Origin of the sequence: Zymomonas mobilis subsp. mobilis ATCC 10988 (genome assembly GCF_000175255.2) — a bacterium.
GTDB lineage: Bacteria > Pseudomonadota > Alphaproteobacteria > Sphingomonadales > Sphingomonadaceae > Zymomonas > Zymomonas mobilis.
In genome coordinates, this window is the sequence record NC_017262.1 from 1,512,104 (window position 1) to 1,525,391 (window position 13,288).

Sequence of the window (13,288 nt, forward strand, 5' to 3'; positions counted from 1 at the left end):
TGCTTAGGTAATTTTTAAAATAAATTTATGTTTAAAATATATTGTTGTTTCCTATTTTGGTGGTATTGTTAATATTATATTCTGTTTCGAATAGAAAAATAGTTATTTGATGCCCAAAAATCGAGCTATCGGGGAATAACATTGAAGCGTAAAATGTTTGGCGTGACAGCCATCATTGTTATCGTTGTGGCTCTCCTTTTTTGGAGTGGTTACCATGCTTCAACACCGACTGTTTCGGGACGAAAGGTGACGGATAGTCGCGGCCATCAGGTCGTTATTCCAGATCACCCCCAGCATTTTGCCGATTTGTGGTATCCAATAGACGAAGTAATGGTGATGTTGGGTGCCAGCGATAAAATCACCGTGACTGTTGGGAATAAGCCGCTTTTACCTTGGCTATTCCATATGGCTCCCGATCTTAAAAAAGCCATCGCGATTAAAGGCCTTGTCCCGAATGTCGAAACCTTGAAAGCTGCCCATATAGATATTGCGATTACATCAAGTAACTCACCCGCGACCCCGATTGTTGAAAGATCCGGTATTCCCGTCATCGAGGCCGGTTTTACGGATACAGCCTCTCTTCAAAAGTCGATTTCTTTATTGGCAGAAATGGTGAATACCGACGATGCCCGAAAAGCTGCCCAAGATTATACGAACCAGTTGCAACAGGTTGTTGCCTCTGTCAGTTCAAAAACCAATTCTTTAGCGGTAACCGATCGTCCCCGCGTGTTGCATATCCAGTCTTTATCACCGTTACAGGTGGATGGTGACAAAAGCATTATCAATGAATGGATTACGGTTGCAGGTGGCCGCAACGCCGCCGAGGCGATTACGGGCAATAAAAAGATCATTTCATCCGAGCAATTAGCCCAGTGGAATCCTGATATCATTATTTTGGGACGGTCATGTCGTGACCGTCCGAAGAAGGATGGCTCACCGCTTTCTTCAGTTTGGTATGATTTACGAGCAGTGAAAGAAGGAAGGGTTTATCGTAATCCGGCGGGTGCCTTTGCATGGGATCGTTACGGTTTGGAATATCCGCTGCAACTGCAATGGGCTGCCCAGCTATTCCATCCTGCGCTTTTCCCATCTTTGGATATTCGCCAAGAAACAACAAATTTTTATAAGCGCTATCTCCATTATACGCCTAGCCATGAAGAGGTGGAGGCTATTCTGGCGGCTTTACCGCCGAAGGATGCCTAGAAAGACATGCGGTTTCGCCATAGCCCTTTTCTAAGCCTTTCCTGTCTTGGGCTATGTTTTGCTTTGGCGGTATTTTCTCTTTTTATCGGTCGGTTTTCCTTTTCTCCTACCGAATTATGGCAAAGCTTTTCCTATCTTGGGCAAACAGCGTCATCCAGCCGAATGGAAACAATCCATTCTATTCTCTGGCAATCCCGATTACCGCGTATTTTAGCAGCCCTTTGCGTCGGTGCCGCCCTTTCAACCTCGGGGGCTGCCTATCAGGCTATTTTCAGAAATCCGCTGGTTTCTCCCGGATTATTGGGTGTTTTGGCAGGTTCTGGTTTTGGGGCAGCTTTATCGATTATCGTCGGTTTTAATCCGGTGTTGACCCAGATTTGTGCTTTCTTAGGTGGTATCTCTGCGGTCTTAATTTCGATTTTAGTCCAAAGAATATTAGGACAAAATTCGGTTTTAATTCTTATTTTCGGCGGCCTGATTAGTGCGGCTTTTTTTACGGCACTCTTATCTATCCTGAAATATATTGCCGATCCCGAAAGCCAATTACCCGATATTGTTTTTTGGTTATTGGGTAGCCTGACACAAATCAGTTCAACCCAGCTTGCGATGGTTTTTCTTCCAGTGGCAGGCGGTATTCTAGGGTTATCCTTTGCCGGAAGGCTACTGGATGCGCTGTCTATGGGGGATGATGAGGCCTGCACCCTTGGGGTGTCTGTGCATTATATCCGCTATTCTGTCATTGCGGTGGCGACAATGTTAGCGGCGTTAACCGTGTCGATGGCCGGTATGATTGGTTGGGTTGGTTTGGTTGTTCCGCATATTGCCCGCGTGATGGGCGGCACAAGCAATCAAAGAGTTATCAATCTGAGCGCGATTATCGGGGCGATTTTCTTGCTGCTATCGGATGATCTGGCGCGTTGCCTTTCCCCTGAAGAAATACCGGTCGGCATTATTACTGATCTGGTAGGGTGTCTGTTATTTTTATGGGTTCTGGCTTCTTCGCGGGAAATATCCCTATGACCCTGCTACAGGCTAGAAATCTTCGCTATCGGCGGCAAAAAACTGTTATTTTAGATGATATTAGCCTTTCTTTTCACCAAGGCGAATTGACAGCTTTACTCGGCATCAATGGTGCCGGAAAATCGACTTTATTGCGCCTGTTATTAGGGTTGATGCCGCCGGATGAAGGTAACATTTTCCTTCAAAATAAACCGTTGAAAGCGATCAGCCGGAAAACGATCGCGCGCCATATTGCCTATGTTCCGCAAGAACATAAGGCTATTTTCCCCTATACAGTAGAAGAGGTCGTCTCGCTTGGCAGGCTGCCTTATATTGCTTTTGGGCAAAATCTGTCTCTCTCCGATAAACAGGCGGTGAAGCAGGCTTTGGATTATCTCAATATCGCGTCTTTATCCGCGCGCCCTTATACCGAGCTTTCTGGGGGTGAAAGGCAAAGTGTCCTTTTAGCACGGGCTTTGGCGCAAGGCGCGTCTATTCTGGTTTTGGATGAACCGGAAACCGGTCTTGATTTCGGGCAACAGCTTCGCTTGGCCGTTTTGCTCCAAAGACTTGCGGACGAAGGCTATTGTATAGTGGCAACGACACATGACCCTTTGCGAGCGCGCCAGATATTTTCGCGGGCTATCTTGTTACAACAGGGACGGATTATTGCAGATGGTGCGCCAAAATCGGTTTTAACCCGATCAGCGATAGAAGCCCTCTATAATATTGATGAAAATATCGCTTTGTCATGGGAATCGGTTGAGTAAAGGATGTCTTATCAGGGCTTTTTTATTTTTCTTGGCGATCGGGAATAGCGTTCAATCTAAAAATCTTGCTGTCCAATAGCCGATGCCCGCTATAAACGGATGACGAAAACCCACAAATGAGGAGATTTTATTATGGCGAAGAAGCCGAAAAAGCAGAAATGGGATTGGGAAGAAGATAACGACACGGTTACTTCCGAAGAAGATAGCGATCAGCCGGCCGTTAAAGACAGCAATGGCACCCCGCTTGCGAATGGCGACAGTGTTCTGTTGATTAAAGATTTGAAAGTCAAAGGGGCAGGGCAAACGCTGAAACGCGGAACGGTTATCAAAAATATCCGTCTGACCTCTGATCCTGAAGAAATCGATTGCCGCACATCGGATATTAAGGGGTTAGTGCTTAGAACCGAATTTGTTCGCAAGCGTTAATCTTTCCAGTCAGGCTAGGCCTGCTCTCGTAAGATGATGAAGAATAGCCGCGAATTGTTTTCGGAAGTATTTTTGAAAATAATTTGGCGGTTATCTTCCTTTGAAATGTGACCGGAAACGATAAAGAGGATGTCTCAATGGTCGAGAAAAAAGAAATCATCAAGGTCGGTCTGATTGGCTATGGTTATGTTGGGAAAACCTTTCATGCGCCCTTTATTGATGCCGTCGAGGGGTTAGAACTTTCTGCGATTGTTTCCAGCCATCCTGAAACGGTCAGAGAAGACTGGCCGGATATGGCGGTTTATCCCGATATTGATATTATGTTGAGCAATAGTAACGTTGATCTGGTTGTTATTGCGACGCCGAATGATACCCATAAGCCCTTGGCTGAACGGGCTTTGTTAGCTGGCCGACATGTGGTGGTGGATAAACCTTTTACCCTGACAACAGAAGATGCCCGTTATCTGGCGGCCTTGGCTGAAAAAGAAAAGAAATTATTATCGGTTTTCCAAAATCGCCGTTGGGACAGCGATTTCTTGGGTGTTAAACAGGCGATTGAAAAAGACTTGCTGGGTGATATTGCCCAATTTGAATCCCATCTAGACAGATTCCGCCCCGTTGTTCGCCAAAGATGGCGAGAAGAAGCCGTAGCAGGCGGCGGCCTTTGGTATGATTTGGCACCGCATATGGTCGATCAGGCTTTGGATATTTTCGGATTGCCGGATAATGTTCAGGCCAGCTTTGCTGCCCAGCGTTCTGGTGCAAAAACGACAGATTGGGTGCATGTCATTCTGTCTTATGGTGAAAAACGGGTCATTTTACAGGGAAGCATGTTGGTGGCTGGTGGAACCGCTCGTTTTACCCTGCATGGCGAAAAAGGCAGCTTGATAAAGCGCTATCCTGATCCGCAGGAAGCGCAGCTTCGTTCAGGAATGAAGCCATTGGATAAAGATTGGGGCAAGGATGCTGACCCGATTTTGTTCTGGGATGCTGACGGAAAATCTTCTTCTTATCCAACGCCTTCAGGTGACCAAACGCAATATTACCGTGAAATTTACGAAGCCCTGACGGGTTCAGCCTCTAATCCGGTAACGCCGATACAGGCTATTGCCGTTATGGCTGTGATTGAAGCTGCCATTTTGTCGAACCAGTCGGGTGAAAGAATTGCCCCTGATTTGACCAATGCTGAAAAACAGGCTTTTGAGAAAAAATAGATTTTATTCTTGGGGAGAGGAAAGGGAGAATCATCCGGCCTCTCCTCGATCATAAAATTGGGGATGATTTTATAATTTTACTATTCTGTTTTTTCTTTTTTCGGTAATAAAAAGAGAGCCTCAATGTAAAATTGAATAAAAAATAAACCCTTGTTTTTTATAATAAAAAACAAATTTTTTAGCATTTTTAATTATTAAATTTCATTTTTAACTTGAAAAATCTTGCAATTTTTCTCAATCGTTGTCTTAATGGATAGCCGAAATAATGCTTGGCGCTTGTTGCAGTACGCCATTCAGGCTATAATTTCCCCAATAGTAAATATGGATATTGGATTATGAATGCAGCTGATAATTTAACTGTTTCGGCACCACTCTTTCGGCAAGTGACCCGCCGCCGTGCGATTGCTTTATCAGCTGTAGCGGCTGGCGTTGCAGCCGCACCTTTTCTGTTCAAGCTTGGGATGGGGGGCGATCTCCGCGAAATTGTCTGGCATGGAACGACTTTAGGCGCGCCTTCGACTATCAAACTCTATCACAAAGATGAAGCGGTTGCCCAAAAGGCGATTGATGCCGCGCGTGAGGAACTGGATCGGCTGGAAGCTATTTTCAGTATTTATCGCGCGGATTCTGTTCTTAGCCGATTAAATACCACGGGGCGCATTGATAAGGCACCTGTTGAATTTATGGATTTGCTGGGTACGGCTTTGAATATTGCCAAATTGACGGATGGTATTTTCGATCCGACGATCCAGCCTTTATGGTCTTTATATTTTAATCATTTTATGCAGGAAAAGCCTGATCCTGCTGGGCCTGCCAAATCGGCTATTCAACAGGCCATGACCAAAATCGGTTGGCAACAGATCAATATTGATACGGCTAATAGAAACGTGGCCTTTGCCCGTCCTGATATGGCGCTGACCCTGAATAGTATCGGGCAGGGTTATATTACTGATCGGGTATCCGATGTTCTGCGGCAACATGGTTTTGATTCTATGTTGGTCGATATGGGCGAGCCGCGCGCTTTGAAATCCCGCCCCGATGGCAAGCCGTGGCATATCGGTATTGCCAATCCGGCCGATCCGTCACAAGCGATTACCGAAGTCAATGTCCGTGACAAATGCGTGGCGACTTCTGGTGGATATGGCACCTTATTCGATGATAATGGTAAATTCACCCATATCATCAACCCAAAAACCGGTTTGACGGCACCCGCTTTGATGGGGGTTTCTGTCATTGCGCCAAACGCCACGATTGGTGACAGCTTGTCCACCGCGATGTTGTTAGTGCCAGCCGAACAACGGCGGCCTTTATTGGTGGCTGGTGGTGGCGACAAAGCCATCTTTGTCACGCCGAATGGCGTCAGTCAGATTATTGAGGCGTAAAAAGATGAGCGACGGTTTTTCAAAACTTTCTCCCGTTTTATCGGATGATTTTACCGGAAATACGGCCAATAATCTTGAAAGTTGTGCAAAAGTCGTCGCCGTTGACAAGGATATTGTCTGGCTGGAACCGGATATTGCCAGCGGTTGCGCGGGCTGTAGCCATTCAGCCGGATGCCTTTCTGCTTTGACGAAAAAAACACCGGCTGAAAGCCGTCGCTTCTCGCTTCCAAATGACCATGATTTTATTTTGGGTGAACAGGTGATCGTTGCGACCTCTGCTCATTTATTGGTTAAAACGGCTTTGTTTTCTTATGGTATGCCTTTGCTGACATTGCTGGTTTTTGCCATTTTTGCCAAATATAGCTTGGGTTTTGGGGATGGCTTGGCGGCACTGGCCAGTTTATTGGGCTTGGCGGTTGGCTTTGCTTGTGTTTGGCTGGGTAACCGCTATTTCACCAAAAGAAGCGGAAACAGCCTTCAATTTGTCCGTCGAGTGGCGGGCTAGCTTCTCTATTTAGAAGCGGCTATTTGTTTTAAAATAATTCAATTTTATATTGTCATTACTGAAAAACCGCAGATACCTTCTAAAGCGCTGCTTTAAATAAGGATATCCGGTTATGAAAACCGCTCTTCTCGTCGTTGATATGCAAATGTTGATGCAGGAAAATATTGATAAAGGGCGTGACTATACAAGTGACAAAATAAAAACCCATATTCCGGCATTGTTATCGGCCTTTCGGGCTGCGGGTAAGCCTGTTTTTCATATACGGCATCAGCAAGACGAAAAAATGTCAGAGATTTATCCCCAGAAAGAAAGCTATCAAGCAATGCCTTGCGCTGAAGCGATCGAAGGGGAAACGGTTTTATATAAAACAACTTCTTCGGCTTTTGCTTCGACTGATTTGACAGATCGCCTTCGCAAGGCAGGCATCTCGCATCTGGTTATTGTCGGAGCCGTCGCGGCTTTTTGTGTAAATTCAACCGTCCGTGCCGGAAAGGATCTCGGCTTTGAGATTGTTGTGGTCAAAGATGCGCTGTTAAGTTTCGATCTTCCTACTTATAATCTGTCGGCTCAACAAATATTGGATATGACTACAGCGATTCTGGCCGCTGCTTTTGCTACTGTTGTTGATACAAAAAGCGCTCTTACAAGTTATATTTGATGCCGACGATTTGAAGATGCCAAGCGCTGGCTTGGTCGCTGTCTATGCGCATGGCGATAGGGGTATTATCCTCTATTTTGTTCGTCTGAAATTGGGCTTTGTCTTATGGGATAAAAAGACAGAGTTATTTCTGTCCTGACTGTTGATTTTTCTAAAATGAGCGATCTTTTTCATAAAAGATGATGCCATTTTCTTTTATGACAGGGGAAAGGGATTCTGTTCTATTTTTTAGAAAAACGGCCTCATCCGATGGCGAATCATTTATTTTAAAATTCTTTTTAAATCTTATATTTTGGAATTTTATTAAAAAAAATATGGAATAATTTAAAATTTATTGTATATTTTTACGAATATAGAACAATATATTTTTTAGGATATCCCATGTTAAAATTAAGCGCCAGAAACCAGATTAAAGGCAAAATAATCAAAATTGCCAAGGGAGCCACCACTTCCCATATTACCTTGGATGCCGCCGGAACCACGCTTATGGCTTCTATTACCAATGAGGCGGTAGAAGACCTGAAATTGGAAGAAGGCAAGTTGGCTGTCGCCGTGATTAAAGCCTCCGATATTATGGTCGGAATCGAAGCATAATAAAGCTGTGCCAGCCCTTTTTGAGAGGGCTGGCATCTCTTCTAAAAAGCGGCGGCGGCAGAGCTGATTTTCTATAGAAAGCTAGAGATTTTGCGTCTGATTATCTTTTTAAGATAGGCTGATTTAAGCGGCTTCCAATTTCACCTGTACATCACAGGGCTTGGCATAATAAGGCGCAGAGGTAACGATAATATCAGCCCCAGCCTCTATATAATCGGCTATATTTTCGGGATTGATGCCTCCGGCGGCGGCGAGTGAGGGAATATGGTCGAAAAATTTCAATCGCTCATGTAAATGGTGAAGCTGCTGGGGGGTGAATTTTTCCAGTTGTAAGATATCGGGCGAAAATTGGGCGACGGTTAAAGCCTGTTCTATGGTTTCAACCTCTACCGTGATTTTTCTTTCTGGCGCGGTTTGTTTCAGTCGCCCGATGGCTTTACCAATATCGAAATTCATAAAAGTCAGATGTTCGGCAAAAACCAGCAGCGTTTCTGAAAGATTGATCCGGTGCATTACGCCGCCGCCTGCCAATACGGCTTTGACCGCTAAAGGGCGGGTTAAAGGAGGGGCTTTTCGGGTGCAACCGACAACCGCCATCGGCGATATCTTTTTGGCTAAAGTCACCATCTTATGGGTCATGGTGGCGATGCCTGCACTCCATTCCATCAAGCTCTGGGCAGATTTCCAACCTAAATGAAGTTGACCTGCCGAGGCTTTCGCCTCCAATAGTAACGTGCCGGATAAGGCTCGACTACCAGAGGGTATCGCATAGTCTATCGATGCCCCCAGTTGTTTTAAAAGGGCAGCGGCTTCTTCGACGCCGCTCGCGATCTGGTCATCTCGCGCCGTAAAGGTGATATGAGCGGGGTGATCTTGGATGCCCAAGGATCGGGTTGTTAAATCTCCATAACCGGCATCTTCCATCCATAAATTTTCTATCAAACCAGTCGAGATCGGTAAAAAAGGAAGGGCTGAAAAAGGCTGACTCGACATGACTTTCTCTTCTGTTTTTTGAGAAATGAATAAATCTTTTCGACAATCGCGAAGGCACCGTGGGAGGGTTCTTATTCTGGCGGTATTGTCAGTGAAGTTAGCTTAACCATCGGTAATTTGACTGGTTTGACAGCCTCTTGATGCACCTTAAAAAGCCGTTCTTTGATCGGTGAAGAATGGACAAAATCATTATAGGCTTGGGCAAGATAATGTTGATATTGCTGCTTTTGTAAGGATTCATCCGCTAGATCGCCCTTATCCGCTTCAAGATAGAGACGCATTTTTCGCAAAATATGTAATCGGGCGACGTTCAATATTTGCGGGTCATAATCGACATGCAATGCCGAGAAGAAATCTTCGGCAGAAGATAATTGGCGTAATGTATCAGCAAAAGACATGATCATTCCTCGGCATTATGGATGGGGCAAAATCCCTGTTGAAAAAGGATTTGCCGCAAGCCCGCATTGGGCTGGGTATGGGTGAAATTTTGATGGATTAAGGCAATTTCTGATAATCCTATGGCGCGTTTTTGATGGCTGGCCTGCATTTTGACCGCCGCCAACAGATTTTGGATCATGTCTTCTTGCGCTTTGATGCCCAATAAAGAGAGCGCATGACGGATTGCTGCCCGTCCCGAATGTTTTCCCAAAACGATTTCACGCTGTCTTCCCAATTTTTCGGGGTTCAAGGCTTCATAACTTGCAGGATTGCGTAAAAGACCAGCCACGTGGATACCGGATTCATGTTGGAAAACGGCTTCCCCGACAATGGCTTTATCCGGTGGAATGGTTCGACCTGCCGCTTGGGCCACATATTGCGCTAGATTATAGAGTTTTTCGGGGCGAATCCGTGTCTCTTTGCCTGCGATATGGCTGGCAGCGATCACTACCTGTTCGAGTGAGGCATTGCCTGCGCGTTCTCCTAAACCGAGAACCGTGACACTAGCGCCTTTGGCTCCGGCCTTGATCGCGGCGAGGCTGTTGGCGGTAGCTAGTCCTAGATCATCATGGCCGTGAAACTCAATATCAAGTGGGCTTATTTGATGAAGCTGGCTGATAATTTCATAGGTCGCAAAGGGGTCAAGAATCCCTAGGGTATCGGCAAAACGGATTTTGAAGGCTCCGGCTTCTTCAATCACGCCCAGCAAATCGGTCAAGAAAGATATTTCGGCTCGGCTGGCATCTTCTGCACCAACAGAGACTTCTAATCCACGATCTTTGGCATAGCTGATGACCTTTTGGCAGAGCCCCAATATATCCGTTGCCGACAGATCGGGAAATTTGGCGGCCATTTGAAAAGGCGATGAAGAAATAGAAAGATGGACGGTCTTGGCACCTGTTTCCAAGGCTTTGTCCACATCGGAAATTTTCATCCGACACCAAGGAATGACCCGTGCTGTTTGGCTCTGTTGGACAATTTGGCGGATGGCTTCTATTTCGCTGGCACCCATGGCGGGAATACCAGCTTCGATTTCATCAACGCCCGCCTCATCCAAGGCTTTGGCAATATGTAATTTTTCGGATAGCGTAAAGGCGACACCCGGAGCCTGCTCTCCATCGCGCAATGTCGTGTCGTTAATGATGAGATGTTTGTCACTTTTTGCAGGCATAACAACCACCTTCTGTTTCTATGAGTTATTTTTATATAATTTAATATCAAATATTATTATAATATATCTCTATTTGATCGAGGGTCTTTTAAAATTTTATTCATTTGTTCTAGGACATAGCTGACATCTTCTTCGCTATTCTCTCGCGAGAAAGAAAAACGAAGAGCGCCATGGGCAAATGGGTAAGGCACTCTCATGGCTCTCAAGACATGGGAGGGCTCTATTGAGCCAGAGGCGCAGGCTGAACCGGAAGAAGCCGCAATGCCGGATTGGTCGAGAAAGGTTAAAAGGGCTTCGCTGTCTTTATTTTCAAAAGCAATATTGAGAGTGTTCGATAGGCGATGTTCTCTGTCGCCCAGAATCAAAGCTTTGCTATCCAAGGCTAACAGGCCTTGTTCCAATTTGTCGCGTAAAGCCGCTATTACGGCATTGTCTTTTGAAATTGTATTGAAGGCCTTCTCGGCGGCCAGCCCCAATCCGACAATCGCCGGTATATTTTCTGTGCCGCCGCGTCTGCCTCTTTCTTGATGACCGCCTCGGATCAGGGGCTGTAGCTTTAATCCTTGACGCAAATAAAGAACGCCAACAGCTTTCGGTGCATGTAATTTATGTCCCGACAGTGACACCATATCGATATCAGAATTATGCAAGGAAACGGGTAATTTACCGATAGCTTGGACGGCATCGCTATGAAAAAGGCTACCGGCTTCATGTGCCATCCGACTTAAAATTTCTATCGGGAAAAGGGTGCCTGTCTCGTTATTGGCATACATAAAAGAGACTAGCGCAGTTTTGGGATTCAAGGCGCGTCGATAGGCTTCAATATCAAGACATCCTTTGGCATCGACACCGATATAGTGAATTTTGATATCGCGATATTTCTGGAGCCATGCGCAGAGGCTTAAAATGGCGGGATGCTCAACTCTACTCGTGATGATTTCATTACGCTCGGGATCGAAAGCCAGAGCGGATAAGAGGGCTGTATTATTGGCCTCTGTCCCGCCGCTGGTAAAAATGATTTCCTGTTCTTCCTTGGCATTCAGCAGCTTTTGGACTTGCTGTCTTGCGGTTCTAAGCGCGGTTTTAGCCTTGCGACCCCATCTGTGCAGAGAAGACGGATTGCCGAAATGCTCGCTAAAATAGGGGATGATCGCTGAAAGGATTTCAGGATCAATGCGGGTCGTTGCATTGTTATCAAGATAGACAAGCCTCATTCCTGTTGCGCCCTTTCTGCTTTTAATGGCCGGGCGGCATGGGAATGACCCGCAACGGGACACCAATGCGATCAATCAGAGTTTTCTGGATGCCATGCACCGTCAATGTCGATAATTGGCATTGGATACAACTGCCTGTCATACGGACGATGACTTTGTTATCTTCGATACAGATAAATTCGCAGTCGCCGCCATCACGTTTCAGCGTCGGGCGAATTTCTTCAATCGCGATAACGATATCCTGTTGATGCTGCTGTAGATCCATTTTCAGAACCCCTTCCTATCTATCGAGGGACGGCAAAAAATCGTTTTCGGACGGTTGTTAGTGAAATGATTTTCCGCAGGAGCATTTTGAACCGGCATTCGGGTTGTCAAAAGTAAACCCAGATTCTTCGAGGTCGGTTACGAAGTCTATTTTTGTCCCTTCTAAAAGAGGGGCGGATTCTGCTTCGACAAAGATTTTAATGCCCTTTTCTTCGACAATAATATCATCGACTTCGGCTTTCCGTGCCAACGCCATCCGGTATATCAAACCGGCGCAACCGCCTGTTTCAACCATGATACGAATAGCGTGCACGGAGGCATCTTCTGTTCCGGTTATGGATTTGCGGATAGCATCAGAAGCACTGTCAGTCAGATGAAGCATCGCCGTTTCCTGTATTGAGGAGTCTCTCAACAGATCGAAGCAAATCCTGTGCCACATAAAAGAGCCGCTATCCTTTGGCTCTTTTTTAGAAAAATGTCGGGTTATGCACTGTGACTATGGGACAAAATGTAGGCTTTTGAACAATCTTCCATCTGGTCGATTAAGGAAGCCGGATTTAAAGACTGTGTGCTAACAGGCTTTCGCCTTTTTCATCCCCGAAGCAATGTTCCATATCGTCACATTCTTCGCAAATAGGGGAGGGGCATAGACCATAATGGTCATCACGGCAGATGAGGCGGAACAGGAATTTTTTCCACTTCATGTCTTTCGTGTTTTTTTGCGCCAAAGGTTCGAAATAGCGTTCCATGAGCCAGCCAAGTTCGCGGCGATTTCTTAATCCCAAATCCTGCCATAGATGATGGGGGGCCATGGAACGGCGGGCAATCATTCCGGCCAAGATATATTCAAATCGGGAATCCTGACTGGTATTGCGACAGAGTAAATCCCGTAAATAATTTTCGTCTTCTGCACATTTCGGTGCTTTTTCGTCGCTATAAGGCTGAAATATTTCTGTGGCATGGGGAAAATAATCGGCGATAATCTCGGTTACCATCGCCCCGCTATGCCCCAGTTTTTCAGAAAGCGGGGCTTTATCTTTTTCAGCCTCTTCCAAGCTGATGGCGATAATCGAGGCGAGGATATGGCTTTCAAATTGATCGCATATACTTCCTCGTTGTGACATCAATCGATCATAGATGGACATAGGACTTCCCCGTTATCAGGCGGCGGCATGAATCTGGCTTTTGGTTGGGCAAACACGGGCGCAAGCACTGCAACCGATACAGGCACCTTCGTCCTGAACAGTCATGACAGTTTTGATAATATCGCCGTCATCATCCTCTTCAGGGTCGATCAATTGGCCGTCTTCATCGACGCCATAAAGGCCGAGGACATTGTGACCGCAGACTTTGTAACAGCGGCCACAGCCGATGCAGAGTTCAGGATTGATAGATATCAGATATTGCGGCTGCCATTCGCGGCCATCACGCGTATAAACAGGCATAGCATTTTCCTT

The 13,288-nt window shown here is 45.9% G+C and carries 18 protein-coding genes; 10 read left to right on the forward strand and 8 right to left on the reverse strand.

Annotated elements, in window-relative coordinates:
* The first annotated feature begins 141 nt into the window (after nt 1–141).
* The 10 genes from ZMOB_RS06800 to ZMOB_RS06840 all read left to right on the forward strand — a co-directional run bounded on the left by ZMOB_RS06800 (nt 142) and on the right by ZMOB_RS06840 (nt 7,751).
* A complete protein-coding gene (locus tag ZMOB_RS06800) occupies nt 142–1,203 on the forward strand; it encodes an ABC transporter substrate-binding protein (protein ID WP_252507264.1) in 1,062 nt (353 codons plus the stop codon).
* Nucleotides 1,204–1,209: 6 nt separating this feature from the next.
* Entirely contained in the window at nt 1,210–2,223 is a 1,014-nt protein-coding gene (locus ZMOB_RS06805) for a FecCD family ABC transporter permease (RefSeq protein WP_014500988.1), read from the forward strand.
* Complete coding sequence (locus tag ZMOB_RS06810) at nt 2,220–2,972, forward strand: ABC transporter ATP-binding protein (protein ID WP_014500989.1); 753 nt, start codon at nt 2,220–2,222, stop codon at nt 2,970–2,972. The genes ZMOB_RS06805 and ZMOB_RS06810 overlap by 4 nt, the downstream gene beginning before the upstream one ends.
* A 132-nt stretch (nt 2,973–3,104) precedes the next feature.
* Entirely contained in the window at nt 3,105–3,398 is a 294-nt protein-coding gene (locus ZMOB_RS06815; protein ID WP_014500990.1) for an alkylphosphonate utilization protein, read from the forward strand.
* 137 nt (nt 3,399–3,535) lie between these two features.
* Nucleotides 3,536–4,612 carry an oxidoreductase gene (locus ZMOB_RS06820; RefSeq protein WP_011241574.1) on the forward strand — a complete coding sequence of 359 codons (1,077 nt, stop codon included), beginning with the start codon at nt 3,536–3,538 and terminating at the stop codon, nt 4,610–4,612.
* 335 nt (nt 4,613–4,947) lie between these two features.
* A complete protein-coding gene (locus ZMOB_RS06825) occupies nt 4,948–5,994 on the forward strand; it encodes an FAD:protein FMN transferase (RefSeq protein WP_011241573.1) in 1,047 nt (348 codons plus the stop codon).
* Between the two features lie 4 nt (nt 5,995–5,998).
* Nucleotides 5,999–6,499 carry a SoxR reducing system RseC family protein gene (locus ZMOB_RS06830; protein WP_011241572.1) on the forward strand — a complete coding sequence of 167 codons (501 nt, stop codon included), beginning with the start codon at nt 5,999–6,001 and terminating at the stop codon, nt 6,497–6,499.
* 112 nt (nt 6,500–6,611) lie between these two features.
* Nucleotides 6,612–7,157, forward strand: a complete 546-nt coding sequence (locus ZMOB_RS06835; RefSeq protein WP_014500991.1) for a cysteine hydrolase family protein — start codon at nt 6,612–6,614, stop codon at nt 7,155–7,157.
* Between the two features lie 16 nt (nt 7,158–7,173).
* Nucleotides 7,174–7,296: a hypothetical protein gene (locus ZMOB_RS10495; protein ID WP_260432245.1), complete on the forward strand. Its 123-nt coding sequence runs from the start codon at nt 7,174–7,176 to the stop codon at nt 7,294–7,296.
* A 242-nt stretch (nt 7,297–7,538) separates the two neighbouring features.
* Nucleotides 7,539–7,751 carry a TOBE domain-containing protein gene (locus ZMOB_RS06840; RefSeq protein ID WP_011241570.1) on the forward strand — a complete coding sequence of 71 codons (213 nt, stop codon included), beginning with the start codon at nt 7,539–7,541 and terminating at the stop codon, nt 7,749–7,751.
* 123 nt (nt 7,752–7,874) lie between these two features.
* Here the strand turns inward: ZMOB_RS06840 and modD are convergent, their stop codons facing one another.
* The 8 genes from modD to fdxB form a co-directional block, all read right to left on the reverse strand.
* A complete protein-coding gene (modD, locus tag ZMOB_RS06845) occupies nt 7,875–8,744 on the reverse strand; it encodes a ModD protein (RefSeq protein WP_014500992.1) in 870 nt (289 codons plus the stop codon).
* Nucleotides 8,745–8,815: 71 nt separating this feature from the next.
* Nucleotides 8,816–9,142: a nitrogenase-stabilizing/protective protein NifW gene (gene nifW, locus ZMOB_RS06850; RefSeq protein WP_014500993.1), complete on the reverse strand. Its 327-nt coding sequence runs from the start codon at nt 9,140–9,142 to the stop codon at nt 8,816–8,818.
* Nucleotides 9,143–9,144: 2 nt separating this feature from the next.
* Nucleotides 9,145–10,353 (reverse strand): homocitrate synthase, encoded by a 1,209-nt coding sequence (gene nifV, locus ZMOB_RS06855; RefSeq protein WP_014500994.1) that lies wholly within the window; start codon nt 10,351–10,353, stop codon nt 9,145–9,147.
* Between the two features lie 56 nt (nt 10,354–10,409).
* Nucleotides 10,410–11,567 carry a cysteine desulfurase NifS gene (nifS, locus tag ZMOB_RS06860; RefSeq protein ID WP_014500995.1) on the reverse strand — a complete coding sequence of 386 codons (1,158 nt, stop codon included), beginning with the start codon at nt 11,565–11,567 and terminating at the stop codon, nt 10,410–10,412.
* 22 nt (nt 11,568–11,589) lie between these two features.
* Entirely contained in the window at nt 11,590–11,832 is a 243-nt protein-coding gene (locus tag ZMOB_RS06865; protein ID WP_011241565.1) for a NifU family protein, read from the reverse strand.
* 57 nt (nt 11,833–11,889) lie between these two features.
* Complete coding sequence (locus ZMOB_RS06870; RefSeq protein WP_252507265.1) at nt 11,890–12,270, reverse strand: HesB/IscA family protein; 381 nt, start codon at nt 12,268–12,270, stop codon at nt 11,890–11,892.
* 118 nt (nt 12,271–12,388) lie between these two features.
* Nucleotides 12,389–12,976, reverse strand: coding sequence for a nitrogen fixation protein NifQ (locus tag ZMOB_RS06875; RefSeq protein WP_014500997.1), 588 nt, complete (start codon nt 12,974–12,976; stop codon nt 12,389–12,391).
* A gap of 15 nt (nt 12,977–12,991) precedes the next feature.
* Entirely contained in the window at nt 12,992–13,276 is a 285-nt protein-coding gene (fdxB, locus tag ZMOB_RS06880) for a ferredoxin III, nif-specific (protein ID WP_011241719.1), read from the reverse strand.
* Nucleotides 13,277–13,288 lie beyond the last annotated feature (12 nt).

Bases quoted from the DNA above. Each gene is read 5' to 3' on its own strand.
- ZMOB_RS10495 (WP_260432245.1), top strand. From the start codon at position 7,174: ATGCCAAGCGCTGGCTTGGTCGCTGTCTATGCGCATGGCGATAGGGGT.
- nifV (WP_014500994.1), bottom strand. From the start codon at position 10,353: ATGCCTGCAAAAAGTGACAAACATCTCATCATTAACGACACGACATTG.
- ZMOB_RS06835 (WP_014500991.1), top strand. From the start codon at position 6,612: ATGAAAACCGCTCTTCTCGTCGTTGATATGCAAATGTTGATGCAGGAA.
- ZMOB_RS06825 (WP_011241573.1), top strand. From the start codon at position 4,948: ATGAATGCAGCTGATAATTTAACTGTTTCGGCACCACTCTTTCGGCAA.
- modD (WP_014500992.1), bottom strand. From the start codon at position 8,744: ATGTCGAGTCAGCCTTTTTCAGCCCTTCCTTTTTTACCGATCTCGACT.
- nifW (WP_014500993.1), bottom strand. From the start codon at position 9,142: ATGTCTTTTGCTGATACATTACGCCAATTATCTTCTGCCGAAGATTTC.
- fdxB (WP_011241719.1), bottom strand. From the start codon at position 13,276: ATGCCTGTTTATACGCGTGATGGCCGCGAATGGCAGCCGCAATATCTG.
- ZMOB_RS06870 (WP_252507265.1), bottom strand. From the start codon at position 12,270: ATGTGGCACAGGATTTGCTTCGATCTGTTGAGAGACTCCTCAATACAG.
- ZMOB_RS06810 (WP_014500989.1), top strand. From the start codon at position 2,220: ATGACCCTGCTACAGGCTAGAAATCTTCGCTATCGGCGGCAAAAAACT.
- ZMOB_RS06820 (WP_011241574.1), top strand. From the start codon at position 3,536: ATGGTCGAGAAAAAAGAAATCATCAAGGTCGGTCTGATTGGCTATGGT.
- nifS (WP_014500995.1), bottom strand. From the start codon at position 11,567: ATGAGGCTTGTCTATCTTGATAACAATGCAACGACCCGCATTGATCCT.
- ZMOB_RS06805 (WP_014500988.1), top strand. From the start codon at position 1,210: ATGCGGTTTCGCCATAGCCCTTTTCTAAGCCTTTCCTGTCTTGGGCTA.
- ZMOB_RS06865 (WP_011241565.1), bottom strand. From the start codon at position 11,832: ATGGATCTACAGCAGCATCAACAGGATATCGTTATCGCGATTGAAGAA.
- ZMOB_RS06830 (WP_011241572.1), top strand. From the start codon at position 5,999: ATGAGCGACGGTTTTTCAAAACTTTCTCCCGTTTTATCGGATGATTTT.
- ZMOB_RS06840 (WP_011241570.1), top strand. From the start codon at position 7,539: ATGTTAAAATTAAGCGCCAGAAACCAGATTAAAGGCAAAATAATCAAA.
- ZMOB_RS06875 (WP_014500997.1), bottom strand. From the start codon at position 12,976: ATGTCCATCTATGATCGATTGATGTCACAACGAGGAAGTATATGCGAT.
- ZMOB_RS06815 (WP_014500990.1), top strand. From the start codon at position 3,105: ATGGCGAAGAAGCCGAAAAAGCAGAAATGGGATTGGGAAGAAGATAAC.